This window comes from Micromonospora sp. NPDC049274 (genome assembly GCF_040678875.1).
In the GTDB taxonomy this organism is placed as follows: Bacteria; Actinomycetota; Actinomycetes; order Mycobacteriales; family Micromonosporaceae; genus Micromonospora.
Genome location: NZ_JBFAQS010000011.1, coordinates 205,899 through 231,003, shown reverse-complemented (window position 1 = coordinate 231,003; position 25,105 = coordinate 205,899). Strand labels below are relative to the sequence as shown.

Annotated in this window: 25 protein-coding genes; 11 read left to right on the top strand and 14 right to left on the bottom strand. The window is 72.3% G+C overall.

Annotation, left to right across the window (positions count from 1 at the left end; translation table 11 throughout):
• Positions 1-5 precede the first annotated feature (5 nt).
• The 3 genes from AB0K10_RS21970 to AB0K10_RS21960 all read right to left on the bottom strand — a co-directional run bounded on the left by AB0K10_RS21970 (position 6) and on the right by AB0K10_RS21960 (position 4,659).
• Complete coding sequence (locus tag AB0K10_RS21970) at positions 6-2,378, bottom strand: nitrate- and nitrite sensing domain-containing protein (RefSeq protein WP_363686154.1); 2,373 nt, start codon at positions 2,376-2,378, stop codon at positions 6-8.
• Between the two features lie 255 nt (positions 2,379-2,633).
• Positions 2,634-3,113 (bottom strand): helix-turn-helix transcriptional regulator, encoded by a 480-nt coding sequence (locus tag AB0K10_RS21965; RefSeq protein ID WP_363686152.1) that lies wholly within the window; start codon positions 3,111-3,113, stop codon positions 2,634-2,636.
• A 253-nt stretch (positions 3,114-3,366) separates the two neighbouring features.
• A complete protein-coding gene (locus AB0K10_RS21960; RefSeq protein WP_363686150.1) occupies positions 3,367-4,659 on the bottom strand; it encodes a cytochrome P450 in 1,293 nt (430 codons plus the stop codon).
• A 411-nt stretch (positions 4,660-5,070) separates the two neighbouring features.
• On the opposite strand from AB0K10_RS21960, the gene AB0K10_RS21955 reads away from it, so the two are divergent.
• Both AB0K10_RS21955 and AB0K10_RS21950 read left to right on the top strand, forming a co-directional pair.
• Positions 5,071-6,228, top strand: a complete 1,158-nt coding sequence (locus tag AB0K10_RS21955; RefSeq protein ID WP_363686148.1) for an FHA domain-containing protein — start codon at positions 5,071-5,073, stop codon at positions 6,226-6,228.
• Positions 6,225-7,373, top strand: a complete 1,149-nt coding sequence (locus tag AB0K10_RS21950; protein ID WP_363686146.1) for a serine/threonine-protein kinase — start codon at positions 6,225-6,227, stop codon at positions 7,371-7,373. Before AB0K10_RS21955 ends, AB0K10_RS21950 begins: the two co-directional genes overlap by 4 nt.
• Here AB0K10_RS21950 and AB0K10_RS21945 read toward each other — a convergent pair.
• The 5 genes from AB0K10_RS21945 to AB0K10_RS21925 form a co-directional block, all read right to left on the bottom strand.
• Positions 7,360-8,913, bottom strand: coding sequence for a serine/threonine-protein kinase (locus tag AB0K10_RS21945; protein ID WP_363686144.1), 1,554 nt, complete (start codon positions 8,911-8,913; stop codon positions 7,360-7,362). The genes AB0K10_RS21950 and AB0K10_RS21945 overlap by 14 nt on opposite strands.
• A gap of 113 nt (positions 8,914-9,026) precedes the next feature.
• Positions 9,027-9,977: a hypothetical protein gene (locus AB0K10_RS21940; RefSeq protein ID WP_363686142.1), complete on the bottom strand. Its 951-nt coding sequence runs from the start codon at positions 9,975-9,977 to the stop codon at positions 9,027-9,029.
• 86 nt (positions 9,978-10,063) lie between these two features.
• Positions 10,064-12,964 carry a glycosyl hydrolase gene (locus AB0K10_RS21935; RefSeq protein ID WP_363686140.1) on the bottom strand — a complete coding sequence of 967 codons (2,901 nt, stop codon included), beginning with the start codon at positions 12,962-12,964 and terminating at the stop codon, positions 10,064-10,066.
• 183 nt (positions 12,965-13,147) lie between these two features.
• Positions 13,148-13,531 (bottom strand): hypothetical protein, encoded by a 384-nt coding sequence (locus AB0K10_RS21930; protein ID WP_363686138.1) that lies wholly within the window; start codon positions 13,529-13,531, stop codon positions 13,148-13,150.
• An 87-nt stretch (positions 13,532-13,618) separates the two neighbouring features.
• A complete protein-coding gene (locus AB0K10_RS21925; protein WP_363686136.1) occupies positions 13,619-14,368 on the bottom strand; it encodes a DUF1223 domain-containing protein in 750 nt (249 codons plus the stop codon).
• A 250-nt stretch (positions 14,369-14,618) separates the two neighbouring features.
• Here AB0K10_RS21925 and AB0K10_RS21920 point away from each other — a divergent pair, with 250 nt between their 5' ends.
• The 3 genes from AB0K10_RS21920 to AB0K10_RS21910 all read left to right on the top strand — a co-directional run bounded on the left by AB0K10_RS21920 (position 14,619) and on the right by AB0K10_RS21910 (position 16,389).
• Complete coding sequence (locus AB0K10_RS21920) at positions 14,619-15,794, top strand: beta-propeller fold lactonase family protein (RefSeq protein ID WP_363686134.1); 1,176 nt, start codon at positions 14,619-14,621, stop codon at positions 15,792-15,794.
• Between the two features lie 65 nt (positions 15,795-15,859).
• On the top strand, positions 15,860-15,985 hold the full coding sequence (locus AB0K10_RS21915) for a hypothetical protein (RefSeq protein WP_363686132.1): 126 nt from the start codon (positions 15,860-15,862) through the stop codon (positions 15,983-15,985).
• A 101-nt stretch (positions 15,986-16,086) separates the two neighbouring features.
• Positions 16,087-16,389, top strand: a complete 303-nt coding sequence (locus tag AB0K10_RS21910) for a GNAT family N-acetyltransferase (RefSeq protein WP_266242155.1) — start codon at positions 16,087-16,089, stop codon at positions 16,387-16,389.
• Positions 16,390-16,424: 35 nt separating this feature from the next.
• Here AB0K10_RS21910 and AB0K10_RS21905 read toward each other — a convergent pair whose 3' ends face one another.
• Both AB0K10_RS21905 and AB0K10_RS21900 read right to left on the bottom strand, forming a co-directional pair.
• Positions 16,425-16,766 carry a metalloregulator ArsR/SmtB family transcription factor gene (locus AB0K10_RS21905; protein ID WP_363686130.1) on the bottom strand — a complete coding sequence of 114 codons (342 nt, stop codon included), beginning with the start codon at positions 16,764-16,766 and terminating at the stop codon, positions 16,425-16,427.
• Positions 16,763-17,221 carry an SRPBCC domain-containing protein gene (locus AB0K10_RS21900; RefSeq protein WP_363686128.1) on the bottom strand — a complete coding sequence of 153 codons (459 nt, stop codon included), beginning with the start codon at positions 17,219-17,221 and terminating at the stop codon, positions 16,763-16,765. Before AB0K10_RS21900 ends, AB0K10_RS21905 begins: the two co-directional genes overlap by 4 nt.
• Positions 17,222-17,386: 165 nt before the next feature.
• Between AB0K10_RS21900 and AB0K10_RS21895 the strand changes: the two genes are divergently transcribed.
• The gene (locus AB0K10_RS21895; protein WP_363686126.1) at positions 17,387-18,103 is read left to right on the top strand and encodes an isocitrate lyase/phosphoenolpyruvate mutase family protein; all 717 of its coding nucleotides are present in this window, start codon (positions 17,387-17,389) and stop codon (positions 18,101-18,103) included.
• 131 nt (positions 18,104-18,234) lie between these two features.
• Here AB0K10_RS21895 and AB0K10_RS21890 read toward each other — a convergent pair whose 3' ends face one another.
• Both AB0K10_RS21890 and AB0K10_RS21885 read right to left on the bottom strand, forming a co-directional pair.
• Positions 18,235-19,161, bottom strand: coding sequence for a 5'-3' exonuclease (locus AB0K10_RS21890; RefSeq protein WP_363686124.1), 927 nt, complete (start codon positions 19,159-19,161; stop codon positions 18,235-18,237).
• A 59-nt stretch (positions 19,162-19,220) separates the two neighbouring features.
• Complete coding sequence (locus AB0K10_RS21885; RefSeq protein WP_363686122.1) at positions 19,221-19,448, bottom strand: hypothetical protein; 228 nt, start codon at positions 19,446-19,448, stop codon at positions 19,221-19,223.
• A 47-nt stretch (positions 19,449-19,495) separates the two neighbouring features.
• On the opposite strand from AB0K10_RS21885, the gene AB0K10_RS21880 reads away from it, so the two are divergent.
• Positions 19,496-19,684 carry a hypothetical protein gene (locus tag AB0K10_RS21880; protein ID WP_363686120.1) on the top strand — a complete coding sequence of 63 codons (189 nt, stop codon included), beginning with the start codon at positions 19,496-19,498 and terminating at the stop codon, positions 19,682-19,684.
• A 102-nt stretch (positions 19,685-19,786) separates the two neighbouring features.
• Here the strand turns inward: AB0K10_RS21880 and AB0K10_RS21875 are convergent, their stop codons facing one another.
• The gene (locus tag AB0K10_RS21875) at positions 19,787-21,157 is read right to left on the bottom strand and encodes a glycosyl hydrolase family 18 protein (RefSeq protein WP_363686118.1); all 1,371 of its coding nucleotides are present in this window, start codon (positions 21,155-21,157) and stop codon (positions 19,787-19,789) included.
• Positions 21,158-21,361: 204 nt separating this feature from the next.
• Between AB0K10_RS21875 and AB0K10_RS21870 the strand changes: the two genes are divergently transcribed.
• The 3 genes from AB0K10_RS21870 (at position 21,362) to AB0K10_RS21860 (ending at position 24,180) form a co-directional block, all read left to right on the top strand.
• Positions 21,362-22,471 (top strand): Xaa-Pro peptidase family protein, encoded by a 1,110-nt coding sequence (locus AB0K10_RS21870; RefSeq protein ID WP_363686116.1) that lies wholly within the window; start codon positions 21,362-21,364, stop codon positions 22,469-22,471.
• Positions 22,468-23,610 (top strand): acyl-CoA dehydrogenase family protein, encoded by a 1,143-nt coding sequence (locus tag AB0K10_RS21865; RefSeq protein ID WP_363686114.1) that lies wholly within the window; start codon positions 22,468-22,470, stop codon positions 23,608-23,610. The genes AB0K10_RS21870 and AB0K10_RS21865 overlap by 4 nt, the downstream gene beginning before the upstream one ends.
• A 63-nt stretch (positions 23,611-23,673) precedes the next feature.
• Complete coding sequence (locus tag AB0K10_RS21860; RefSeq protein ID WP_007460055.1) at positions 23,674-24,180, top strand: Lrp/AsnC family transcriptional regulator; 507 nt, start codon at positions 23,674-23,676, stop codon at positions 24,178-24,180.
• On the opposite strand, the gene AB0K10_RS21855 is transcribed toward AB0K10_RS21860, so the two are convergent.
• Positions 24,110-24,721 carry a histidine phosphatase family protein gene (locus AB0K10_RS21855; protein ID WP_363686112.1) on the bottom strand — a complete coding sequence of 204 codons (612 nt, stop codon included), beginning with the start codon at positions 24,719-24,721 and terminating at the stop codon, positions 24,110-24,112. The genes AB0K10_RS21860 and AB0K10_RS21855 overlap by 71 nt on opposite strands.
• 158 nt (positions 24,722-24,879) lie before the next feature.
• Between AB0K10_RS21855 and AB0K10_RS21850 the strand changes: the two genes are divergently transcribed.
• Positions 24,880-25,074 (top strand): CsbD family protein, encoded by a 195-nt coding sequence (locus AB0K10_RS21850; protein ID WP_363686110.1) that lies wholly within the window; start codon positions 24,880-24,882, stop codon positions 25,072-25,074.
• Positions 25,075-25,105 lie beyond the last annotated feature (31 nt).

Sequence of the window (25,105 nt, the reverse complement as noted above, 5' to 3'; positions counted from 1 at the left end):
GTCGGTCATGAGTTGCCGAGGTTGATCGGGGTCCGCCGGCGGGCCGCCACGCCGCGCGCGTACGCGGCCATCGCGGTGGCGACCTGGGCCGGGTCCCGGTATTCGGAGCGTTGCTGTGGCGGGGGCGCGGTGACGCCGCCGGGCACCAGGTGCCGCTGCGGCTGTCGTTTGGGCAGGCCGGCGTTGGTGGTCGCGGCCACGTCCGGGGTGTGCGCCGCAGCGGCGGTACGCCAGGCGTCGTCGGCGGGGCTGGACCACTGCCTGTCGTCGGAGGCGTCGACGCCATCGGCGTGGAACCAGTGGTTGACCTCTTCGAAGATGAGCAGCTCCTCGGTCGGCGCGTCACCGGGGTCCGCGCGGGGCGTCGGGCGGAACACGGGCGCCGCCGGCAGGGGCCTGGCCGCGGGGGCGTGCCCGGCGGTCGGCCCCGGCCGGTAGGGCGGGGGTGCGGACGTGCGGGCGGCCCGCCGCGACAGCCGACCGGGCGCGAGCAGGTACTCCTCCGGCGGCAACGACCGGATGATCGCCGCGGGCAGCGTCGCCTCGGCGAGGGTGCCGCGGCGGGGGCCGCGGCGCAGTTGGACGCTGGCGCCCAGGCGGGCCGCGAGCTGACCCACGACGACCAGCCCCATGGCCCGCACGGCGGCGACGTCGATGGCGGGTGGCCGGGCCAGCAGGTCGTTGAGCTGTTGCAACCGCTGTGCGGGCAGCCCCACGCCCTCGTCGCTGATCTGGATGATGACCCGGTCGCCGAGGCTGCGGCCGCTCACCCAGGTCTCGCTGCCCGGCGGCGAGTACGCGGTCGCGTTGTCCATGAGTTCGGCGAGCAGGTGCACGACCTCGTCGACGGACTTGGCGGCCACGGCGACGTCGCCGTCGACCATGCCGAGCCGGATCCGCGCGTAGTGCTCGATCTGGGACAGGGCCGCCTGGAGCACCTGTTGCAGCGGTACGTCGTGTTGGCGTACCCGGCCCACGCCGACGCCGCCGAGCACGAGCAGGCTGGCGTTGATCCGGCCCATCCGGGTCGCCAGGTTGTCCAGTGTGTAGAGCTGGTGCAGGCGGTCGGGGTCGGTCTCGTCGCGTTCGACCCGGTCGACCTGCGCGAGAACGGCGTCGACCAGTCGCTGTTCACGCCGGCTGAGGTGGATGAAGATGTCGGCGGTGTTGGCGCGCATGACCGCCTGTTCGGCGGCGGTCCGCACGGCGGCCTGGTGCACGGCGCTGAACGCCTGGCCCAGCTCGCCGATCTCGTCGTCGCTGGAGGGTTCGAGGGCGGCGGTCGACTGTTGGCGGGCCAGCTCGTCGGGGTCGACGCTCGCGCTGTCGGGGCGTTGCAGCCGAGCCACCACGGCGGGGAGCTGTTCGAACGCGACGGCGTTGGCGGCGTCGCGCAGGCGTCGCAGCCGGCGGGTGATCTGCCGGGCGACGGCCCAGGTCACCAGCGCGGTCAGCAGCAGCGCCAGCAGCACACCTACCGCCTCGGCCACGGCCCTGCGGCGCTGGTCGGCGTGGGCGGCCCGCACGTCATCGAGGACCGCGACATCGACGCGCCCCCGCAGGTCGGCCAGGCGGGCGGCGCGTTGCTGTGTGGTGGACACCCAGTCGCCGGTCGCCAGGCGCAGCGGCGTGCCCGGCTGGGCGCGGGACACCTCGTCCTGCATTCGTTGCAGGGCGAGCGCTTCCTTGCCGGTGCCGGCCTGCTCCCACCAGATGCTCCACTCGGCCGGGGCGAGAGCCAGGAACGACAGGCTGGACTCGGTGTAGCTGGTGCGGGCCGCGGTGATGTCCTGCTGCGTGGCGGGGGTCAACTCGCCGGCCGCGGCGGCGCGCAGCACGGCGACCTGCTGCTGGCCGATCGCCTCGGCGGTCTTCGACAGCGCGGCCGAGGCCCGGATTCCGTCGGCGAGCCGGGCGTTGACGACGCCGTGCGAGACGTTCTCCCGGAAGGTGATCAGGTCGGCGATCGCGATGCGGTAGCTGAAGGTCATCGCGGACACCGAGGCGTGCTCGGCCGTACGGACCTGGGTGCGCAGCGGAGACAGGCCGGCCAGCGCCGCGTCGATGCGGCGCAGGAGCGCCGCGTTGGCGTCGGTGGGCACCCGGTCGCGCTGTCGGCGGTACCGCACGACGGCGGCATCGGTGGCGGCCAACTCCACTCCGAAGGCGTCCTGCTGCTGCCCGTCGGGGTGGGTGAGCAGGTCGGCGGCGGCGACGCGTTCGCGTTGCAGCCGGTACGCCAGGTCGCCGGCCTCGGCACCAAGGCGTGCCACCACCTCCAGGTCGCTGGCACGGGTCGTCTGGCGCGCGCTCTCGGTCAGCGCGAGGCCGGCGAACCCGATGACGGCCACCAGGGGCGCCGCCACGATGAGGCGCATCCGCCCGGCGATCTTCCAGGCGCGACGACTCCTCAGGTAGGGTCGGGCCGCGTGGGACCTCGTGCTCGACGCCAAGATTGACTCCCACGACTCGTCGATGACGGTCTATACGCACCTTGCCGAATGCAAGTCCCATTCCGCCGGAACCCGCGCTCGGAGGCCAGACCTGGCGGTGGTACAAACTGGCCGTACCAGCATCTGTACCCACAGTCAGCGGCCGGTGGCGCCCCGGCGGCCGGTCGCGGGCGCTCCCGCTCAGCGCTTGTCGTCGAGGTGCTCGGGCGCGCGAAGCGGCCCGGGGTCGTCCGCCTCCGGCTGGCTGCTGAGCACCTGGCCGATCAGCTCGCGCAGCTCGTCGATGGCGTCCACCACGGCGCCCGGGTCACGCGCGTCGCGCCGACCCCGCTGACGCGGCACGGGCGGATCGAGTCGTGCCTGCTCCGCCGATCGTGGACCCCGTCGGCCGTCGGCCGCCAACTGCTCGGCCGCGACCTGCGGCCACAGCGACGCCAGCACGCCGCCGGTGTCGAGCACGTCGTCGCAGCGCACCGCGAACTCGTGGCTGCCGAAGCGGCGGCCCGACTCCACCGCCGCGACCGTCTCCCGGCTGAACCGCACCAGGTCCGCCAGGGCCCGTTGGGTCAGTCCCCGTCGGACCCGGCAGTTGCGCAGCGCCCAGCGGAACTGTTGGCTGGCCGCGGAGTGAGCGGCGCTCGGCGGGGGAGTGTGCTCCATGCGCTCACCTTCGTGGCACCCGCGAATCAGCAGCGGGTTCCAGATCGAGATTGGCCGATGGGCTGAACATTCATAGGGAGCAATTCTTAACCCTGGACACGATGGGTGTGAAGACGTGCGCCGAGACGAATCGCCGCGCAAAGCGCACGAGGCCACCCGCCCGACGCGTCCGACGGCACCGGGGGCGCGTTGCGCCGAGCCCCACCGGCCGCGTCGGTTGGCCCGCAGGTCAGCGCCGCTGGCGTCCTCGTCGTCAGGCGGCCCGCGCCTCGGTGGCGGCGGCCGGGGCTGCCGTCGGGCCGTCGGCGGGCGCGAGAATATCGATCGTCACGACGAGCGTGTGGTGTGCGCGAAACGAAACATTGGGCTGAAACGAACGGCGGTGCTCGGATGTCAGACGGAGGCCGGGAATGGCCTCGGCGAGTCGGGTGAGAGCCACACCGGCCTCCAGTCGCGCCAATGCGGCACCGATGCAGAAATGCGGGCCGTGGCCGAACGACAGATGGTCGGCGGCGTCGAGGCGGTGCGGGTCGAACCGGTCCGGGTGGGTGAACACCGCGGGGTCCCGGTTCGCCGCGCCGATCATCAACAGACACCGCGCGCCCGCCGGAATGGTGACCCCATCCACTGTGACGTCGCGTCGCGTGACCCGCAGCCAACCGTCGATGGCGGGCGCGAAGCGGAGGGTCTCGGTCACGAAGTCGGGCACGGATCGCGGGTCGGCGACGAGCGCGCGCCACCGCTGCGGTCGGGACAGGGCCTCGTCGAGCGCGTGGGCGAGCAGGCCGGCCGTCGTCTCGTGCCCGGCGACCAGGAGGTTGAAGGCGAGGCTCGCCACCTCCGGCACGCTCAGCACCGCGTCGTCGTCGTCGCGGTAGGCCAGCGCCCGGCTGATGAAGTCGGCGCCGTCGTGTGCGCTGTCGAGCCGCTGCCGCACCAGGTCCTGGCAGTAGTGCCAGAACTCCAGCAGACCCCGGGCCAGGCGTACCTGCTCGTCCGGGTCGGGCTGCCCCCAGATCAGGGCGACCTGACCGTCCGCCCACCGGCGGATCTGGTCGACGTCGGCGTCGGGAACCCCGAGGATGTCCAGGATGACCAGCAGCGGAAGCTCGGTGGTGAACTCGCCGACGAGATCCACCCGTCGGCCCGCTCGGGCGACGAGCCGGGACACCAGGTCGTCGACGCGGCGACGGACGATCGCGCCGTACTCCGCCTCGGCCCGGTCCGCCGTGTTGGCGAAGGTCGCGCGCAGCGCGCGCCGGGTGCGGGGGTGTGTCGGCGGGTCGGCGGCGGCGGTCGTGGGTGGCGCGTCGATCTGCGTGATGATGCTCATCGCCTCCGGGCAGACCTCATAGATCGGGGCGAGGGTGAGGGCGTTGCCGAACGTCGCGGCGTCGGCGAGGGCGTGCCGGACGTCCGCGTGCCGACTGATCAGCCACAGGCCCAGATCCTCGGCGTAGGTCACCCGGTCGGGATCGTCGAGAATGCGTCGCCAGGCGCTGGCGGGATCGGTGAGATAGACCCCGGAGAACGGATTCAACTGCATAGAACGCCTCCTGTAACACCGCGCGAAACCAGCGGCGCTCGCATTCCGTACGTCGCCGAAGGCGGGCCGATAATGGTGCGCATCTGCCGGGTTCTCCTCACGGTGCGCCGACCCGATGCACAAGTCAAGATTGGCAAGTGTCTATTTGCGGGCCGCGACAATTGTCTATTGCAGACCCGCTCCGGTCCTGGCCGGCTGCACCTTGCACCCGGGTGCTTGCCGGGTCCGTCGCACCCGGGCAAGGCCGATCGCGGGACTCGCGATCCCGGTCGGACGGTGGGATTGCCCGATTGCGCACTTCTCATTCCTGGGCAACGATTTCGTGGAACGTAGGTGATGCCACGGCACCAGCCACACCACCGGTGTCGGCTCAGGCGCCGACGCGGCCGCCTCCGTTGCTACCGTGACCACATGGGACCGGAGGCACAGCTGACCCTCGACGCGATGGCCGCTGATTTCGTGGTCGACCTGTCCAACGTCATGCGCGACGACCGACTCTGTGGTTCCCGCCCGGTGGATCTGCGTCGATTTCTCGACCTGCTCGCCGCGCTCGTCGCGTACACGGGCGACGAGGCGGTCCAGGTGTACGCCGTGGCGGACCGGTCGCTGCTGCGCCAGCCGGGTCTGACCGCGGACGAGAAGGCGACGCTGCACAGGTGGTACGAGCGCGGCCGGATCGAGGTCAGGCCGGGCGCCGACGACCGGCTCATCGAGCTGGCCGAGACGGCCGAGCTGCGGGTGATCAGCCGGGACAACTTCGAGGACGCCTACCGCGAACACCCGTGGATTCCCGGCAACCGTGACCGGTTCCTCCATGCCGTGTCCGGACCGGGCGGCGCGGGCGTCGTGGTCGTGCCCCGCATCATGCCGACCCCGCCGGAGTGGCACATCTCCCGCAAGGAGGAGGAGAGTCGCCTGCTGCGGGCGGGGATGTACGACAGGCGTCACGCCACGGGCGCGCGGCGCGAGCTGCTGACCCGGCAGTGGCGCTGCCCGCGACGCGACTGCCCGATGTTCGGCGACGCCGCCGCCGTCGACCAGCCGGTTCCCGTCTACCGTCAGGGAGTCGTGCGCTGTCCCACTCATCACGAGCCGATGGCCGACATCGGGCCAAGCACTCCCCGGGTCCAGCTGAAGGTGCGCATCGACGGCGTGTCGCAGGCCCGCTTCATGGTCCGCGCGGACGCGGCGGTCGTGGTGGGTCGGGCCCCGGTCGAGCCGGGTGGGGTGGCTCTCGCCTCCTGGTTGACGCCGTCGGCGCGCAACTGGATCAGCCGCAGACACGTGGAGTTGAGCTGGGACGGGACCGCGCTCGCGGTCCGCGATCTGAGCGCCAACGGCACCCGGATCCGTCGTGAGGGCACCCCGGAGACGGGTCGGCGGATCGGGGCGGGACGTCCGTGGCGCCTGCGCAAGGGCGAGGTCATCGTGTTGCACGAGGGCGTGGAGTTGGTGCTCAGTGGGCGCGCATTCGTGTTCGAGAACCCGGCGCAGCCGCCCGCACCGCGCGGGGCGCTGGCCGAGGAGGCGGCGACACCCACCATGATCCGGCGGCCGAAACCGCGATGAGCATCGAGGGAACCCGGCTCGCCGGCCGGTACCGGGTCACCGCACGGCTCGGCGCGGGCGGCCACGGGACGGTGTACGCGGCCCAGGACGAGCGGTTGCGCCGGCTGGTCGCGGTCAAGCTGCTGAACGAGGATGCCGATCCCGAGCTGCTGGCCCGGTTCCAGCGTGAGGCCGAGATCCTCGCCATGATCAAACACCCGAACGTCGTGGCGATCTTCGACGTGGGGCGGCACGACGACGGCGCGGCGTTCGTGGTCATGGAACACCTGGCCGGGCCGGACCTCGCACACGTCCAGTTCGACGCCGGCTGCCTGAGCGTCGCGCAGACACTGCGATACGCCGTCCCGGTCGCCGACGCGCTGGTCTGTCTGCACGAGCATCCGACGCCGGTGATCCACCGTGACCTCAAACCGCAGAACCTCGTGCTCGACGCCGACGGGACGATCAAAATCTGCGACTTCGGTGTCTCCACAGTGCCGGAGGCGATGCTGACCCGGCTCACCCGACCGGGCATGGTGCTGGGCACCGCCGCGTACATGTCGCCTGAGCAGTGGCGGGGCGACGCTCCGGACCGCGCCACGGACATCTACTCCCTCGGCGCCGTGCTGTACGCGCTGCTCGCCGGCGGGCCACCGCTGCGTATGCAGGGCGGCCCCGCCACCTGCGCGCGGCGCGTCGAGCGGGAGGCCCCGGAATCGATCGTCGACCGTTGCCCCTCGGTGCCGCCGGCACTGGCCGACCTGATCCACGCGATGCTCGCCAAGTCAGCCGCCGCTCGGCCCACCGCGCGAGCCGTGCGCGACGCCCTGCGTGCGACCGCGACCGCCGACGCGGCCCGGTCTCCGGCCGGCGACGTCGACCCCGCCGTGCAGGAGGGTGACCTGCTGCTCGCCGAGGGCCGGTACGCGGAGGCCGCCCGGCACTTCACCGACCTGGCCCACCGGCTGCGCGACGTCGGCGACGTCGATCCGGTGGCGCGTGTCGCCGCCGAGTTCGGTCGGGTACGCAGCAGGTTCGGCCTCGGCGAGGAGGCCGTCGCGTCGCTGCGGCTGGTCCGGCTCGCGGCCCGCGCCCGGGCCGCGCTGGGCGACGACCATCCGTTGGTCCGGCAGATTCACGCCTACCTGGACGTCAAGAGTCGCTAGCGCGGTCCCACACGGTCGCCGTGGCGCCGATCCCGACGGCTCCGTCGCTGGTGACCGAGTCGATGACGAGCAGCACGATCCGGGCCTGGTCGGTCTTGAGGCAGACGACGTCCTTCCTGGCCACTCGCAGCTCGGTCGTGCCCTGGGTCGAGACCAGCTCCCGGCACTGCTGGAAGGTCGGCTTCGCCCCGCCGGACCACATCGCCATGGTGCTCGCGTCGCCGTAGCGGATCACCGGACCGGGCAGTGGCATCCCGGCGTCCATCTCGGCCACTTCCGGATCGACCGCCGGCGGCACCGGATCCAGGTCGATACCACGCCCACCGATCCGGACGGGACCCGTCCACTGGACCGCAGGCGTTCGCGGTGTGGCGGCCGCCGAGGCGGTCGGCGTCGGCGAGGCCGGTGTGGTGGGGGCGCTGGCCGACGGACCGGCGGCCGCGGCGGTGGTGGACCCGCCGGTGTCCGCCGAGCCGGTGCGGTCCCCGGTCGAGTCGGGCCGCATCGCGATGCCGATCCCCACTCCGCCGGCGAGCAGGACGACGCCGAGCGTCGTGGCGAGCAGGACGCGCCGTGCGTTTCGTGGCCGGGACGGGCCGGGCACGGCGGCCGACGGCGGGGCGGTGGTCACCTCCGGGCGGCTGCCCGCGGGCTCGGCGATGATCGAGGCCAGCGCCGCGCCGTGGGCCGCGACCGTCGCGGCGACCGGCTTCGGCAGCCAGTCCGCGCCGAAGCGGGGGACACCGCCGCACGCCTCGATGATGTGGGCCGTGGTCGGCCGGGCCGCGGCGTCTCGCACCAGGCAGGCTTCGAACAGCGTCCGCAGCTCCGGCGGGCAGCCGGTCAGGTCCGCCTGGGCCTCGGCGACGCGCCGTAGCACGCTCAGATAGTTGCCGTCGCCGAAGGCGGTCCGCCCGGTCGCGGCGAAGAAGCCGACCGCGGCGAGCGTGAAGACGTCGGAGGCCGGCGTCACCGGCGTGCCGTTCGCCTGCTCGGGTGACATGAAGGAGGGCGTGCCGATGGGCGTCTGGCTCATCGTGAGGTGGGTCGCGTCGACGGCGCGGGCGATACCGAAATCGATGACCCGTGGCCCGTCGGCGGCGAGCAGGATGTTGCGGGGGGACAGGTCCCGGTGCACCACGTCGGCGGCGTGGATCGCCTGCAGTGACTGCGCTACGCCGGCGAGCATCACCCGTACCGTGTCGACCGGCAGCGGACCGTCGTCCCGGACGGCCGCGAGCAGCGTGGGCCCGGGCACGTACGCGGTGGCCAGCCAGGGTGTCCCGGCGTCGGTGCCGGCATCGACCACCTGGGCGGTATGGACACCGTGAACACGCTGCGCGGCCTGGACCTCCTGGGCGAAGCGCTGCCGGAAGGCGGCGTCCTCGGCGTATTCCCGACGCACGACCTTCAGCGCGACGGCCCGGCCTCCGGGGGTGAACGACAGGTACACCTGGCCCATCCCGCCGGCGCCCAGTCGCGCGCGCAGCGGATAGCCACTGATCTGGCGGGGATCGTCGCTGGTCAGAGGTGTGAACACGGACGATCCCCTCCTCGCGTGGGTGCGGCGGGGTCAGCGCTATGAGCGCCGCACCGAGCGGGCCCATGGTAGCGCCGACGGGGCGCCGCGAGGGGGCACGATCCTGGGGGCGTTCATCCGTCGGCGCGCTGGCCCGCGGGCGTGGTCAGGTGGGCCACCCAGTCGCGTAGGCGGCCCAGCGTGCCCGCCGATTCGAGCAACGACAGCCCGCCGCCCACCATCGCCACGCCCGCCGTGCCGGCGACCATTCCGACCGGGTATTCCCGCGCCTGGAACGCCAGCAGGCCCAGTACGGTGACCGCCGCTCCGCTGAGTGCCAGCAGGGCCCCGGCGAGGGAGTCCCGCTGCTCGGCGAATACGAAGACGAGCGTCACACCCAACCAGCACAGGCCGGCCACCGCGACCACGACGGCGGTCACCACGGACCCCTCGCGGGCCAGGCTGACGCTGGCCGGAACGCTGAGCACGCCCAGCGCGCCGGCTCGGGACCAGAACACGCGGGCCTGGCGCAGCAGCTCGAGGCCGGCGCTGTCCGCACCGAAGAGGTCCCGGCGGTGAACGAGGACGAGGAGGCCCACCAGCACGGCGAGGGTCCCCAGGGTCACCCCGACGAACCGGCCGCCGGTCCGCTCGACGTGCACGGCGTCGGTGACGACGAACAGACCGGCGGTGCAGACGCTGATCCCCGCCAACGAGGTCAGGGCTGTTGCCCGCTCCCGGGCGACAAGCGCGGCACAGGCGATCGCCATGACCGCCACCAGTGTGAGCGGCCCGGCCCACGACGCCGGCGTCGTCACGGCCAGCGCGACACCGGCGACCGCGACGGAGAGCGTGATCCGGGGCAGCGCCTCGGCCAGCGGGGCGCGCTCGTCGAGTCGATGGTGGCCGTACACCACCGCCACCACCAGGAGCACCGCGCCGACGGCGACCGGTGGGAGGACGGTGGCCAGCTGGTTCAGGGCCACGGCCGAGCCCGCCGGGCCCAGCCACCCGACCAGCCGCAGCCGCCATCGCCCGGTTCCGCCCCGCGGCGGGGAGGGCTGCGGTTCGTGTACGGACGACATGCCGCCAGCCTCGCACCCGCGCACCAGTCGGTACGAGTGCTCGCCGCCGGCCGAGGTGCGGCCGGCGGCGAGCGAGGGGGTACGGATCAGGAGTACGGGAGGCGCAGTACGGACTGGTTACCCACGCCCACTGTGGTGGGGTTGTTGCCGATGGCCGACCAGACCTCCACCCGTACCGTGCCGTTGCTCAGCGTTCCCAACGAACCGGTCGCCGAGGCCAGGCCGGCGGCCTGCGTGTAGTGCTCGTAACCGGCGACCGGGTCGGTGGCGAAGTAGCGCCACGTCTCCGTCCGGTCCCAGCTGCCGTTGCCGGTCAGGTCGTAGGACACGCGCACCTGCACGCCGTTGCCGACGGCCGTGCCGGCGTCGAGGAACAGGTCGAACGTGGTCTGCGCCCCGGAGTAGGCGAGGTTGAGGCCGGTCGCCATGAAGACCTGCGGGTTGGTCGGCGTACCGTCGTGGTTTCCGTTGGCGGCCGCGACAGTGGTCGTGGCCGCGCTGCCGGCGGCGCCCAGCCCGCCACCGGGCAGCAGATAGCGCGTCGGTGAGCCCGAGCTCGGTGGCGGCGTGGTCGGTGCGGCGGTCGTCGGCGGCGCGGTGGTGGGCGGCGCGGTGGTCGGCGGGGTCGTGCTCGGCGGCACGCCGCCCGAGGCGTTGCCACCGCTCCAGGTGTACGCCCCGGTGGTGGCCGTCCGTCCGGCCGCCACGGTGAGCCGGGTGCCGGTGGAGAACGTGACGGTGATCGGGTTCGCCGTCGGGTTCGACGCCACGTAGGTGCGTGCCCCGTTGCGGGAGAAGACCGCGCTCAGCGGGTGGTTGGCGGTGACAGTCGTGTCGACGGTGCCCAGCGCCGCCAGGTTGCGGATCCAGTGGAAGGTGTGCGCGCGGCTCTCCCCCTCCTCGGGCGTGTAGCCGGGGTTGGCGCGCAGGTTCGCCAGGGCCGCGTCCGGATCGCCGAGGGCCTGGAACTGCCAGAGGATGTCCTGCCACACGGTCGGCGGCCCGCCGTTGTTGCGGACCAGTTCGGCGTAGTTGGTGCGTACGTACGCCGGGTTGTTGCCCAGGTAGAGGTGCCCGCCGGTGACCGGCAGCAGGTTGATGCCCTGGATCATCTCCGGCTCGCCGCTGAACCAGGTGGCGTACGCGCCGCCGTCGCCCCAGACCATGCCGACAGTCGAGTGCCCGAAGGCGGCGGGGAAGTTCTGGTCGCTGGTGTCGAACCAGTACTCCTGAATCGCGGCGGCCTGCGTCGTGTAGAGGAAGATGCCGGCGTCGCGCACGGCGGTGTCGCCGGTGACCTGCCCCCACTGGATGAGGGCGTTGGCGAAGTTCATCCCCTCGGAGGACGACTCCTGGTTGTTGCCGGAGCCGAACGAGCCGTGCCCGGACGCCCAGTCGTGGCCGGCGTAGATGTCGAAGTCCCGCAGGTACGGAAAGCGGGTGTCGTCGCGGCGGTAGTTGTTGGCGTCGCGGATCAGCAGGTCCACCATGCCGCCGTAGCGGCTGGTCGCCGCCCACGACCTGTCGAACTTGGCGAGCGTCGCGGCGGCGGCGATGAAGTAGCCGTAGTGGAAGTGGTGGTCGTTGAGTTCCTGGTCGGAGCCGTACGAAGCCGGGTAGCCGATCAGGGTTCCCCAGTTGGCGTCGTAGTAGAAGAGCCTCTGGGTCTTGCCGCTGGACGCGGTGAACCAGTCGGTGAGGGTGCTGCGGATCGCGTTGAGCGCGCTGTCGCGGGTGGCCGTGTCGTTGACCAGGTCGGCGACCTCGGCGAGCCGGGCGGCCCGGCCCAGCCCCTTGCCGGTCCAGTACGTGTCGTTGCCCCGCTGGTCCATCGGGTTGCCCCGGGCGGCGGCCAGGTGACTGGTGAGCGTGGCCAGGTCCGCGCCGCTGCCGTCGCCGACGGCAGGCAGTTCGGGCAGGACCCCCTGGAACGCCATGGCGGTCCGGAACTGGGTGACGCCGGTGAGGACCTTCATCCGGCCCCGCGCCGACGGGTAGGTGGGCGTGATCGGCGTCGAGCCGGCCAGCGACTTCCACTGGTGCGGGTAGAGGCTGACCACTGTCTGCGTGGCGGTCCCCTCCCGGGCGGTGGTGGTGAACGCGTACGTCGTGCTCAGGCCGTTTGTCGTCGGGTCGTAGGTGTAGGAGACCCGGGTGCCGGTGACGTGGGCGTGCGCGTACCGGCCGTAGGTGGTGGCCAGGTCGGCGCGCTCGGTGGCGTTCGCCGTCGGGGGCAGCAGGGCGACGGAGAAGTAGCCGCGACCGGCGAGGGTGGAGGAGATGCGGCCGCCGCTGACCGTCCAGGTCGCGCCGCTGGGTGCGTACGCCACGTAGTCGTGGCCGTTGACCCGGAAGCCGACGGTGGTACCGCTGGTGGACCAGACGTCGGCGGTACCGGACGTGTTGATCACCGCGTCGCCGCCGCTGGCCTGGAAGTACGCGAACGGCAGGCCGTGGCCGATGGTGGCGCGAAGGGTGCGGGTCCCGTCGCTCCAGTACGGGCTGACCGTCCAGTCGGTCCAGCCGTCCACAGTCACCCGGGGGGCCGCCAGCCCGGCCACGCCGACGCGGATGTCCTGCACGTACGGGTAGTGGTACTCGCCGACGCCTGTCGCCGTGCCGCTGATGGCGGGCGTGGAGTTGGCCGAGAAACCGAGACCGTCGGTGAACGTGTCGTACGAGGTCGGGTGGGCGTGCAGGGGCTCGCTGAAGGCGCAGTCGGTGCGCTTCCACAGCAGCGAGGACCACCAGTCGTTGGTGGGCACGGCACCGGTGGGCGCGTTGGCGGTGGCGTACTGCCGTGGGTTGGCCGACATCGCGCCGCAGCCGGTGGGGAGCGCGCCGACTCCGGTGGTGGTGTAGCTGCCGGCGCCCACGGGCGCGGCCTCGGCGGCGCGGGTGACGGGGATCGTGAGGCCACCGACGACCAGGGCCAGGGCGGTGGCGGCTGCCAGAGCCCAGCGGCGGTGGGGGACGGGAGGTTTCATGGTGCCTCCATCGCGCGTCCCGGTACGGACCGTGTCGACCCGGGCGCGTAGCGTCTGAATTGCGGAAAACGTCGATTGAGAGAGCGCTCTCTCAGTCGGCACGGTAATGGATCGTCGAGATGCCCGTCAATGTGTCGGTCCGGTTGCGTGCTGATGTCGCAAACTGATCGCCCGCCGTGTCGGCTAGCCTTCCGCCGCGCCGGCCCCGTCCAGCTCGGTGTGCAGCGCGTCCGGCGCGCGCATCCGCCACGCGTCGGTCACGAGCTCGTTCAGGCGGTCGACGTCGACGGCCGCCAGGCGCAGCATCACCAGCGGCAGTCCGTCGTACCCGGAGGTCGTGAAGAAGACCTCGGGCTCGCCGAGCAGGAGGGCCTGCTTCTCGGCCTCGTCCCCGACGAACAGCACCGCGATGTCGCGCCGGATCACCCGCGGCCTGCCCGGCCGGCGCTCGGGATAGGACCAGACGAAACCCTTGTCGGCCACCCGGAAGTCGAAGCCGTCGCTGTCGATCTCGACAGTGTGGGGCAGGGCCAGGGCCAGGCGGCGTACGTCGTCGGCGTCAGCCACCCAGACCCCGCACCGCGCGTGCCATCAGCATGTGCCGAGGTTACGCATCGGGACCGACAGCCGTCGGGCGGGCCGCCGACGGCGGTGTCAGCCGGCCGCTACGGCCAGGTCGACGGCCGTCGCGCCGAGGACCGCCCGGTCGCCCTCGCGCTGGACGTAGCCGATCACCGTGGCACGACGAGGGTCGAGATCCGGCGGTGTGGCCAGCTCCACCCGGCCCTGCTCGGCGTCCAGGGGCAGCGACGCGAAGGCGCGCACCACGTTGTCCTGCCGCAGCGTCCGGCCGGCGTTCTCGCCGCGGGCGATCTCGCTGTCCAGCCCGCGCTGCACGACCGCCACGTTCACCACGGCGCGCTGCGGCAGCCGCTGCGCGCGATAGTCCAGCGTCATCTGTCCGCCGTCCGCGACGTCCGACACGGACAGCTCGAGGGGCGCGGTGACGGCCGACGTCAGGGCGGACGCGATGGCGCTCGCCGCCCGGCGACGGTCGGAGCCGACGAACTCCACGGTGCCGTTGACGATCATCTGCGGGGTGTAGAGCCCTCCGGTGCCGAAGCCGCGCGCGTACGCCTCCTGCCGCGCGGTGTACGCCGCATCCGCGAACTGGTCGGGCCAGCCCAGGCCGTCCCAGTAGTCGACGTGGAAGCCGAGGGCGAAGACGGGGTCGCCCCGTGTACGGGCGTCGTGGTCGATCTCGGTCAGCAGTTCCTCGGCCGGAGGGCAGCTGTTGCAGCCCTGCGAGGTGAACAGCTCCACGACCGCGACGCCTCCCGTCGCCGAGGGTGGCCGATCCGACGAACGGGCAGGGTCCGACCCGTGGGGCGACGGGTTCGTCATGGCGTCTCCTCCCAGAGCTGCGTGGCGACCCCTGCGATTCCCGTTACCGCACCGACAACGCCTGGTCACCGGGGCCGCGAGGGCCGATGGGTGCGTCCTGGGCCGGCGGGTGCCGCCCTACCACGAATCCGCCGTTGCGCCCGGAGATGCCACTTACGGGTAAACGACGTCTAACCGGAGTCATCCTCCGATAGCTTACCAATGAGAGGAAACCTCGTATTTCTTCCCCAAAGCGGCTAAGGAGTCAGTGATGAAGCGCAGCGTAGCGCTAGCGGCGGCCCTCCTGGTGGGTCTGACCAGTGCCGGAACGCTCCCCGGAGCTGCCTTCGCCGACGGCGGCGGCCCGGCGGGCAACCACGACGAGCGCGGGGGAGGTGGAAACCACCACGACACCGAGGGCGCGGTCTTCGTCCAGACCAACAAGGCCGAGGGCAACACCATCAAGGTGTACGACCGGGACGAGGACGGCCGCCTCAGCAAGGCGGGCGAGTACGAGACCGGCGGGCTGGGCGGCTTCACCATCGGCGCGCCGCTGGACGCGCTGGCCTCGCAGGGCTCCCTCGTCTACCACCACGGGCTGCTCTTCGCCGTCAACGCCGGCAGCAACACCGTGACCGTCTTCCGCGTCGACGGCACCCGGCTGCACAAGCTCCAGGTCATCTGGTCCGGCGGCCTGCTGCCGGTCAGCATCGCGGCCCGCGGTGACCTCGTCTACGTCCTCAACGCCGGCGGCGAGGGCTCGGTGCAGGGCTTCGAGCTGCACAAGGGGCGCCTGTCGCGCGTCGAGGACGCCAACCGGTCGCTCGGCCTGCACAACGGCAACCCGCCCGCGTTCGGGACAGCCCCGGCCCAGGTGAAGATCGACCCGGACAGCGAGTTCGTCCTGGTGTCGACCAAGGGCGCCAACGTCATGTTCAGCTTCGAGATCGGTCGTGACGGCGAGTTGGCCCGCAACCCCGTCGTCAGCGACGCGGGGAACACCCCGTTCGGCTTCACCTTCGACAGCGAGGACTCGGTGCTGGTCACCGAGTCGGGTGCGAACGCGGTCAGCCGGTTCGAGCTCGACGACGACGGCGCGCTCGACCAGGTCGGACCGTCGGTGCCCAACGGTCAGCAGGCGCCGTGCTGGATCCAGCGCGTCGGCGACTACTTCTTCGTCGCCAACGCCGGTAGCTCCACCATCAGCTCCTACCGGGTCGACGACGACGGCAAACTCCAAGTCGTCAAGGAGGTGGCCGCCGACACCGGTGGCGGGTCGATCGACATGACCACCAGCGACGGCTTCCTCTACGTGCAGAACGCCACCGCCGGCAACGTGCAGGGCTACGAGGTGCACGACGACGGCTCCCTGAGCCTCGTCACCACCGTCGAGGGCCTGCCGAAGTTCGCCGACGGCATCGGCATGGAGGGCATCGCCGCCTCCTGACGGTCGGCACACCGCTGGTCCCGGTCGCCTCCGACCGGGACCAGCGCGCGTCCCGCTCTGGTTTCGTGGCCGGTGGGCTGGGCGTCGGCGAGACCGCCGGCATCGACTGGATCGAGCTGCTCCTGCTGGTCGTGTTCGCCGCGATCGGCGTGGCCGTCACCGCCGCCGCGTACGGCCGTCACCGCCTCTGACGTCCCCGGGCCGGTCCGCTCCGCCCGGCGCGGGAGCGGACCCGCCCGCGCACCATGGTGACCGCAGGTGGTCGCCACGGGCGCTGTGCTTGGATGGACCGGTGCAGTTCACCGTGACAGAGGCGCCGACGCGGGAGCGGTTCGAGGCGCGCGACGAGACGGGCGCGGTCGCCGGGGTCGTCACCTACCAGCTGACCGGCGCCATCATCGCCTACACCCACACCGAGGTCGATCCCGCGTACGAGGGCCGCGGCGTCGGGTCGACCCTGGCCCGCGCCGTCATGGACGACGCCCGGGCCAGGGGACGCACAGTGGTGCCGATCTGCCCGTTCCTCGCGGAGTGGCTGGTCAAGCACCCGGAGTACGAGGACATCGTCGTGCGGTCCACCCGAAAGGTGAAGTAGCGCCGGGCTCAGCGCCTCCCGCAACTCCTTGCGGCTCAGTTGTCGGTGCGGTGGCGTTCGATCGTCTCGGCGATCCGCTTGATCCGGCGGAGTCGGGCGTCCCAGGCGTCGCCGACGGCGGCCAGTTGGGCGACCGCGCGGGCGAGCTGCGCCTCGTCGACCCGGAAGTGACGCTCACGGCCGGCCGGCGCGGAGTGGATCAGGCCGACCCGGTCCAGGACGGCCAGGTGCTTCGAGACGGCCTGGCGGGTGACGGGCAGCCGCTCGCTCAGCGACGTGGCGGTGCCGGGCCCGCCGGCGAGCAGCAGGTCGATCATGCTGCGCCGGATCGGGTCGCCGATCGCCGACCACAGGGCGTCGTCGACTGCCGTGGTCATGACGCGGCGACCAGCTTCGCGACGTACATGCCGAGGGCGGGGATGTAGTGGTCCCACCCGCTGACATGGTCCTGGTACTGCTTCTCCAGGACGGCGACCTCCCAGCCCATCTCGCGGAAACCGGTCTCCGTCATGCGGATGCGGGTCCCCGCTCCGGTCGGGACCAGGTCGAACGTGACGAACAGCGACTGCCCGCCCCGGTCGGGCCCGGTGAAGCACCACCGGAAGGAGAACCGCCTCGGCGGGTCGACGCCCACGACGGCGAGGTCGACCGTCGTCGTCTCGCCGGTCTGCGCGTCGCGCCACACCAACTCGCCGGGCGCGCCCTCGACCGGTTCGAACCGTGCGTCGTCAGGCCACCACTCCCGCACGTGCTCGGGCTGGCTGATCACCTCGAAGACCACCTCGGGTGCGGCGTCCACGTCGATATTGCGTTCGATGACTCCGTACTCCATGCCTAACACCCTTTCGCAACCTTTGGTTGCGTAAGGTTATGACACCCCGACCGCTCGCGCAACCCTTTGTTGCGCTTTCGGGAACGGCGCACAGGAAGTGCGATCACGGTACGGTCCATGCTGGGTAGCCTGTCCGGCCCGCCATTTCCCTGGGAGATTCGAACGATGACAGCCGCCTCCTTCCGTGCCCTGCACCACGACCGCGCCCCCGGTGACCCGCTCGTTCTGCCGGGGCCCTGGGACGCGGGCAGCGCCCAGGTCTTCGCCGACGCCGGCTTCCCGGCGCTCGCCACGCCGAGCGCCGGCATCGCCGCCTCCCTCGGTTACCAGGACGGCGCCACCCCGCCCGCCGAGATGTTCGCCGCGGTGGCGCGGATCGTCCGGGCCGTCTCCGTGCCGGTGTCCGCCGACGTGGAGGACGGCTACGGGCTCGCACCCAGCGAGCTGGTCGATCGGCTCCTGGAAGCCGGCGTCGTCGGCTGCAACCTGGAGGACTCCGAGGGGCAGGCCACGCTCAAGGACCCGCAGCGGCACGCGGACTGGCTGGCCGAGGTGCGAGCGGCGGCCGGTGACGCGCTGGTCATCAACGCGCGCGTGGACACCTTCCTGTTCGGGTCGGGTGACCCGGCCGACGCCATCGCCCGGGCGACGCTGTACGTCGCGGCGGGCGCCGACTGCGTGTACCCGCTCCGGGCGCCGACCGAGGTCCTCCCGACGTTGCGCGAGGGCATCACCGGCCCCCTCAACATGGCCGCCGGCCCGAGCCGGGAGTCCGTGGTCGAGCTGGCCCGCCACGGCGCCACCCGCATCACGTTCGGTCCGGGCATGCAGCGGTACGCGATGGGCGCGATCGGCGACCTGGCGGCCGACCTGCGCGCCTGAGGCCGCGGCCGTCCTGCGCGCCTGAGGCCGCGACGGACCTGCGCGCCTGGCCTCTTGGTCGCCGCGCCTGAGGTGTTGTCGGCCGCGCACCGAGGCGTGCGCGCCCACGCGAGCGCGCCGCGCGCCGGCGGTCAGGCGTCGGCGCGGGCGGCCAGGGCGTCGACGAGGCGGCGGGCGGAGCCGGCCAGGTTCCACTGGCCGGCCAGCTCGAGCAGCCGTTCCGGGTCGGCGGGGGCGGTCGGCAGGGCGGTGGGCAGCTCCGGCAGCGCCACGTCCAGGGCGACCCGGACCACTGTCGGCGCGACGGCCAGGTAGTCGCGAGCGCCGGCCAGCTTGGTGCGCAGCCCCGGCGCGAAGGACGAGTCGGAGTCGTCGAGCGCGGCAAGGATGCCGTCGATGCTGCCGTACCGCTCGATGAGCCGCGCGGCCGTCTTCTCGCCGACCCCCGGCACTCCGGGCAGGCCGTCGCTGGGGTCGCCGCGCAAGGCGGCGAAGTCGGCGTACCTGTCGGCCGGCACGCCGTAGCGGGCGCGCACCGCCGCGTCGTCGCAGTCGTCGAGCTTGGCCACGCCGCGCCCGACGTAGAGCAGCCGGACGTCCCGGGTGTCGTCGATGAGCTGGAACAGGTCCCGGTCGCCGGAGACCACCTCGACCGGGCCTGGCTGGGTCACCGAGAGCGTGCCGAGCACGTCGTCGGCCTCGTAACCGGTCGCGCCGACGGCGGGGATGCCGACGGCGTCGAGGACCTCCAGGATCATCGGCACCTGCGGGGAGAGTGTGTCGGGCACGACCTCGCCCCCCTGCGGGGCCACCCGGTGCGCCTTGTACGACGGCAGCAGGTCGACGCGCCACGCCGGCCGCCAGTCGTAGTCCAGAGCGCACACCATCCGGTCGGCGCCGCGACCGCGGATCAGCGTGGCGAGCATGTCGAGGAAGCCACGCACCGCGTTGACGGGCTGGCCGTCCTCGGTACGCGCGGCGGACTCGGGGATGCCGAAGTAGGCCCGGAAGTAGAGGCTGGGTGCGTCGATCAGCAGGATCGGGGATCGGTGTGCCACGCCCGACAGCCTGGCACAGCCCTCCGACGATCAGTGGTACGCCCGGCCGGCCGGCGGCGTCAGCGCCGCTCGTCGTGGCGGTAGACGGTGGCCCGTCGGGCGAGGTGCTGCACGACGTAGCTGGTCACCAGCAGCAGGATCGCCACCAGCACCTCGACCCAGGCCGCGACGCCGTCGGCGACGGTGAGCCCGATGACCAGCAGGACCAGGCCGCCGAGCGCGAGGACCCCGGCCCACAGTTGCCGACGGCGGCGGGTCGCCGCCCGGTTCGCGTCGTTCGCTGTCACGTAGGCCTCCCGGTCGGACACCCGCGCGGGCGGCCCGATCCCAGGCTATGACCCCCACCCCGGTCCTACCGGAAAACCACCGTGCGGGCAGGCCGTGGAACGGCGCTGCGCCACCGACCGCTGCTGGGCCGGTCGACCAGTACGTGCACAGCGTCGACGTGCTCACCGACGCAACCCGGGCTCGCCGAGTGGCCGACGGCCTGTGGTCCGGCGCCGAGGACACCGCTGACGCCTGACCCACAGCCGCAGATCTTGGACAGTTTCCGTCCTCGGCTGACGGAAACTGTCCAAGATCTGCATGGCGACCCGCGTCGGGCGACCGGCCTCCGCGGTCGGGGTCAGGCGGGGAGGGTCCAGCGCTGGTTGGCGCCGGCGAAGCAGTCCCAGATCTGGAGTCGGGCGCCGTCGGCCGAGCTGTTGTCGGTGACGTCCAGGCACTTGTTGGACTGCGGGTTGCGCAGCGTGCCGTTGGACTGCGCCTGCCAGACCTGGGCGCCGCTGCCGTTGCAGTCGTACAGCTGCACCTTGGCGCCGTTGGCGGTGGAGCCGCTGGCGATGTCGGCGCACTTGCCGAGGGCGCGCAGCGTGCCGTCGCTGGCGACGGTCCAGGTCTGCGCGTTGGTGCCGTTGCAGCCCCAGAGCTGGATGGCGGCGCCGTTGGCGGTGCTCGCGGAGGCCACGTCGACGCACTTGCCGCCGAGGCCGGTGATCTGGCCGGTACGACCGGACGGCGGCGGGGTGGTGCCGCCCATGATGGTGTCGTACATGGCGCTGACCAGCGAGGTGGAGCCGGTGGTGTCCTGCGACAGCTCCCAGTTCATGACGCCGCCGGCGTTTGCCAGCGCCCACTGCGTCTTGCGCTTGACGGTCGGGACGCCGTTGTAGCACTGCTGCACGCCGCTGACCGTGGTGCAGTCGCGGTTGGCGTTGGCCGCGTCCAGCGCGACGAGCGCCGAGTACGTGTAGTAGCCGGGGCGGCTGTAGAACGGGATGCCGAGGACGGCCTTGCTGGCCGGCAGGCCGCGGGACTTCCACAGGTTGATGCTGGTGATCGACCAGTCGTAGTTGGAGTGCGGGCTGCCGCCGTCGTACGCCATGATGTTGAGCCAGTCGACCTGGCCGAACACGGCCGTCGGCACACCGTCGAGGTAGTAGCCCTCGGAGACGACCGCCGCGGTGAGGAGCTTGCCGCGGCTGTGCAGGGCGCTGCCGAGCTGCGTCATGAGCTGGCTGTAGTTGTTCGCCGAGGCGCCCGGGTCCGGGTACTCCCAGTCGATGTCGACTCCGTCGAGGTTGTACTGGTTGACGAAGTTGACCAGGTTGTTGACGAAGGCGCTCCGGCTTCCGGAGTTGCCGGCGAGGGCCTCGAAGGCCGAGTCGTTGCCGTCGTTCCAGCCGCCGACGGCGATCGAGACCTTGACGTTGTTGGCGTGCGCCTGGGAGACCAGCGAGGAGAGCTTGCTCGGGTTCTCCACCGCGCGCAGGCTGCCGTCGTTGTTGGGCAGTACGAAGGCGTAGTTGATGTGGGTGAGCTTGTTGTACTGGATGGTGTTGACGTTGCCAGCCCACGAGGGCATGTAGCCGACGCTCTTGAAGTTGTTCGGCAGCACCACGGCCTGCGCGGCGGTGGGGACGAGGGTGACGGTGGCGGCGGCGGTGGCCAGGGCGAGCAGACCGGCGGCGAGGGCGCGGCGCAGTGGTGAGGACATCGGGGGCCTTCCCGTGGGCGGGGGACGACGCCGCCCGCGCAGGGTTGTCGCGGGCGGGAGATGGGGGACGCAGGTACGGGTGGGCCTCGAGGCAGCCAAATCTTAAAGAGTGTTAACTGTCGGCGTCAATCAACGCCCGTAGATTTCCTCCCCGGGGTGGATGCGGGCTTCTGGGGACGCCCAAACGACCGTTAAGCTGACGGGGTGGGAACCGATGAGTTGTACCCGCCGGACCGGCTGATCGCCGCGCAGCGCGCCACCGCCGCCGCCGGCCTGGACGCGCTGCTGCTCACGCCCGGCTCCGACCTGCGCTACCTGACCGGGTACGACGCCCACGTGGGGGAGCGGCTGACCTGCCTGGTGCTGCCCGCCGAGGGTGCGCCGACGCTCATCGTGCCCAGACTGGAGCGTCCCGCCGCGGAGGCGGCGCCGAACACCGGCGTGCGCATCGTCGACCACCCCGACGGCGTCGATCCGTACCCCCTGGTCGTCGCCGCCCTCGACGGTCCGCCGGCGGCGGTCGGGCTCGCCGACCGGATGTGGGCCGAGCAGGTCCTCGCCCTGCGCGCGGCGCTGCCCGGCGCCGCGCAGCGGCTCGCCGGCGAGGTGCTGCGCGAGCTGCGGATCCGCAAGTCCCCGGCGGAGGTGGCGGCGCTGGCCGAGGCCGGCGCGGCCATCGACGAGGTGCACCGGCGGATGGGCCGGTGGCTGCGTCCCGGCCGCACCGAGGCCGAGGTGGCCGCCGACATCGCGGCGGCGATCCGCGACGCCGGACACGTCAGCGTCGACTTCGTCATCGTGGCCGCCGGCCCCAACGGGGCCAGCCCGCACCACGGCACCTCGGACCGGCCGATCGGCGCCGGCGAGCCGGTGGTGGTCGACATCGGCGGCACGATGCCGTCGGGCTACCGCTCGGACTGCACCCGCACCTACGTGGCGGGCGGGCCGGCGCCTGCCGACTTCGTCGACTACTACGCGGTGCTGCACGCCGCCCAGGGCGCGGCGGTGGCGGCGGTACGCCCCGGCATCACGGGCGCGGCGGCCGACGCGGCGGCCCGGGAGCCGATCGCCGCAGCCGGCTACGGCGACGCGTTCCTGCACCGCACCGGGCACGGCATCGGCCTGGACGGTCACGAGGAGCCCTACCTGGTGGCGGGCAACGACCGGCCCCTGGAGGCCGGCATGGCGTTCTCCATCGAACCGGGCATCTACCTGGCGGGCCGACATGGCGCCCGCATCGAGGACATCGTCGTCTGCACGACGGACGGCGTGCAGCGGCTCAACACCACCCCCACGGAGCTCATCGCGCTATGACTGTCGACCGGATCCTCCCCACCGATGAGGCCCACGACCTGCTGGACCTCGCCACCGAGCTGGCCGACCGCGAGCTCGCGCCGAAGGCCGCCGGCTTCGAGGAACGCGGCGAGTTCCCCCGCGAGGTGCTGCGCACCATCGGCCGCGCCGGCCTGCTCGGCCTGCCCTACGCCGAGGAACACGGCGGCGCGGCGCAGCCGTACGAGGTGTACCTGCAGGTGCTGGAGATCCTGGCCAGCCGGTGGCTCGCGGTCGCCGAGGCGGTAAGCGTGCACACCCTGAGCTGCTATCCGGTCGCCGCGTTCGGCACCGCCGAGCAGCGCAAGCTCCTGCCGGACATGCTCGGCGGGGAGCTGCTCGGCGCGTACTGCCTCTCCGAGCCGCAGGGCGGCTCCGACGCGGCTGCGCTGAGCACCCGCGCGGTCCGCGACGGCGACGCGTACGTGGTCTCCGGGACCAAGGCGTGGATCACCCACGCCCAGGTGGCGGACTTCTACAACGTCTTCTGTCGTACCGGCGGGCCCGGCCCGAAGGGCATCTCCTGCCTGGTCGCGGACGCGGGCACCCCCGGCATCGCGCCGCAGGCCGCCGAGCGGACCATGGGGCTGCGGTCCTCGCCGGTGGCGCAGATCGCCTTCGAGGAGGCGCGGGTGCCGGCCGACCGTCTGGTCGGCGGCGAGGGGGCGGGTTTTAGCATCGCGATGTCCGCGCTGGACTCGGGTCGACTGGGCATCGCGGCGTGCGCGGTCGGGCTCGCCCAGGCCGCGCTCGACTACGCGGTCGGCTACGCCCGGGAGCGACAGCAGTTCGGCCGGTCCATCATCGACTTCCAGGGCCTCGGTTTCCTGCTCGCCGACGCGGCCACCCAGATCTCCGCCGCCCGCGCGCTGACGCTCGCGGCGGCCCGGCTGCGCGACGCCGGGCGGCCGTACTCGATCGAGGCGGCGAAGGCGAAGCTCTTCGCCACCGACATGGCGATGCGGGTGACCACCGACGCCGTGCAGGTGCTCGGCGGCGCGGGCTACGTCAGCGACCACCCGGTCGAGCGGTACATGCGGGAGGCGAAGGTGCTGCAGATCGTGGAGGGCACCAACCAGATCCAGCGGTTGGTGATCTCCCGGGCGCTCGCCGGAAGTTGAGACGGCGGGCCAGCGCGGCGTTCGTCGTCGCCGTCGCGCCGATTTCCCGGTAGGTTGCACGCCGTGGAGGAGATCGACCGCGCCATCGTCGCCGCGCTGACCGCTGACGGCCGTCTGTCGTACACCGACCTGGCCGAGAAGGTGGGGCTGTCGGTGTCCGCCGTGCACCAGCGGGTGCGCCGGCTGGAGCAACGCGGAGTGCTCAAGGGGTACGCCGCCCGGGTGTCGTTCGAGGCGCTGGACCTGCCGTTGACGGCGTTCGTGGCGATCCGGCCGTTCGATCCGTCGCAGCCGGACGACGCGCCGGAGCGGCTGGCCCACCTACCGGAGATCGACTCGTGCTACTCAGTGGCGGGGGAGGACTTCTACCTGCTGCTGGTGCGGGTGGCCAGCCCGGCGGACCTGGAGCGGGTGCTGCAGGAGATCCGCACCTCGGCGAACGTGACGACCCGGACGACTGTGGTGCTGTCCACGCCGTACGAGAACCGTCCGCCGAAGATCAGTGCCGGGGCGCCGAGTCGGTCGCGGTCCCGGGCGCCGGAGGAGCCGGCTGGTTCCACCGCAGGATGACCTGTCGGCCGTGCTCGTGACCGAGCGCGCTGACCGTGGCGGTGTCCAGGCGCAGCCGTCCACCGGCGGACGGGGGCAGCCCGATCCAGCGGGCGCCGAGCACCCGCAGGCTGTGCGCGTGGCCGACAAGCGCCACGCTGCCCCGGTCGAGCAGTGGGGTGACGCGGGCCAGCACGCGGTCGAGCCGGTCGCCCACCTGCGCGGGTGACTCCCCGCCGGGGCAGCCGTCGGTCCAGATGTTCCAGTGCGGGTCGTCGTCGTGGATGTCGACTGTGGTGCGGCCCTCGTACTCGCCGTAGTTCCACTCGCTGAGGTCCTCGTCGACCCCGTCGACGGTGAGCCCGGCGAGCTGCGCGGTGCGCAGCGCCCGGGAGCGGGGGCTGGCCAGCACGGTGACGAAGCGCCGGCCGGCCAGGAACGCGGCGAGGGTGCGGGCCTGTCGCTCGCCGTCGGGGGTCAGCTCCAGGTCGGTGTACGAGGTGTGCCGCAGGCTGGCGCTCCAGGTCGTCTCGCCGTGCCGGATCAGCAGGAGCTCTCCCATGCGGTCAGTTAACCATCGTGGCGGGGCCGTTCGTGCCGCCCTCCCTCAACCTATCTTCCTAGGATGCTTTAGGGGGTGTGGGCCACCCGACACCACCGGTTTCAGCACCGGAACAGTGGGCAAGCGAGCGGCGACAACCGCCAGACCGAGGAGGCGCGATGAGCTTCACCGAGAAGGCAAAGAACAAGGTCGAGCAGATGGCCGGCGCCGCGAAGGAGCGGGTCGGTGACGTGACCGACAACGAGCGGATGCGTGGCGAGGGCGCCAGCGAGCAGGGTGACGCGCGCGCCAAGCAGGCCGGTCAGAACATGAAGGACGCGGGCCGCAACGTGAAGGACTCCTTCACGAAGTGACCTGAGCGGTCCGCGGGTCCCCGGGTGAGCA

Coding starts and splice junctions, on each gene's coding strand:
- AB0K10_RS21925 (WP_363686136.1), bottom strand. CDS start 14,368: ATGACGAACCCGTCGCCCCACGGGTCGGACCCTGCCCGTTCGTCGGAT.
- AB0K10_RS21955 (WP_363686148.1), top strand. CDS start 5,071: ATGGGACCGGAGGCACAGCTGACCCTCGACGCGATGGCCGCTGATTTC.
- AB0K10_RS21855 (WP_363686112.1), bottom strand. CDS start 24,721: ATGGGAGAGCTCCTGCTGATCCGGCACGGCGAGACGACCTGGAGCGCC.
- AB0K10_RS21880 (WP_363686120.1), top strand. CDS start 19,496: ATGACCCCCACCCCGGTCCTACCGGAAAACCACCGTGCGGGCAGGCCG.
- AB0K10_RS21950 (WP_363686146.1), top strand. CDS start 6,225: ATGAGCATCGAGGGAACCCGGCTCGCCGGCCGGTACCGGGTCACCGCA.
- AB0K10_RS21940 (WP_363686142.1), bottom strand. CDS start 9,977: ATGTCGTCCGTACACGAACCGCAGCCCTCCCCGCCGCGGGGCGGAACC.
- AB0K10_RS21865 (WP_363686114.1), top strand. CDS start 22,468: ATGACTGTCGACCGGATCCTCCCCACCGATGAGGCCCACGACCTGCTG.
- AB0K10_RS21965 (WP_363686152.1), bottom strand. CDS start 3,113: ATGGAGCACACTCCCCCGCCGAGCGCCGCTCACTCCGCGGCCAGCCAA.
- AB0K10_RS21900 (WP_363686128.1), bottom strand. CDS start 17,221: ATGGAGTACGGAGTCATCGAACGCAATATCGACGTGGACGCCGCACCC.
- AB0K10_RS21895 (WP_363686126.1), top strand. CDS start 17,387: ATGACAGCCGCCTCCTTCCGTGCCCTGCACCACGACCGCGCCCCCGGT.
- AB0K10_RS21960 (WP_363686150.1), bottom strand. CDS start 4,659: ATGCAGTTGAATCCGTTCTCCGGGGTCTATCTCACCGATCCCGCCAGC.
- AB0K10_RS21905 (WP_363686130.1), bottom strand. CDS start 16,766: ATGACCACGGCAGTCGACGACGCCCTGTGGTCGGCGATCGGCGACCCG.
- AB0K10_RS21970 (WP_363686154.1), bottom strand. CDS start 2,378: ATGCGCCTCATCGTGGCGGCGCCCCTGGTGGCCGTCATCGGGTTCGCC.
- AB0K10_RS21850 (WP_363686110.1), top strand. CDS start 24,880: ATGAGCTTCACCGAGAAGGCAAAGAACAAGGTCGAGCAGATGGCCGGC.
- AB0K10_RS21935 (WP_363686140.1), bottom strand. CDS start 12,964: ATGAAACCTCCCGTCCCCCACCGCCGCTGGGCTCTGGCAGCCGCCACC.
- AB0K10_RS21875 (WP_363686118.1), bottom strand. CDS start 21,157: ATGTCCTCACCACTGCGCCGCGCCCTCGCCGCCGGTCTGCTCGCCCTG.
- AB0K10_RS21920 (WP_363686134.1), top strand. CDS start 14,619: ATGAAGCGCAGCGTAGCGCTAGCGGCGGCCCTCCTGGTGGGTCTGACC.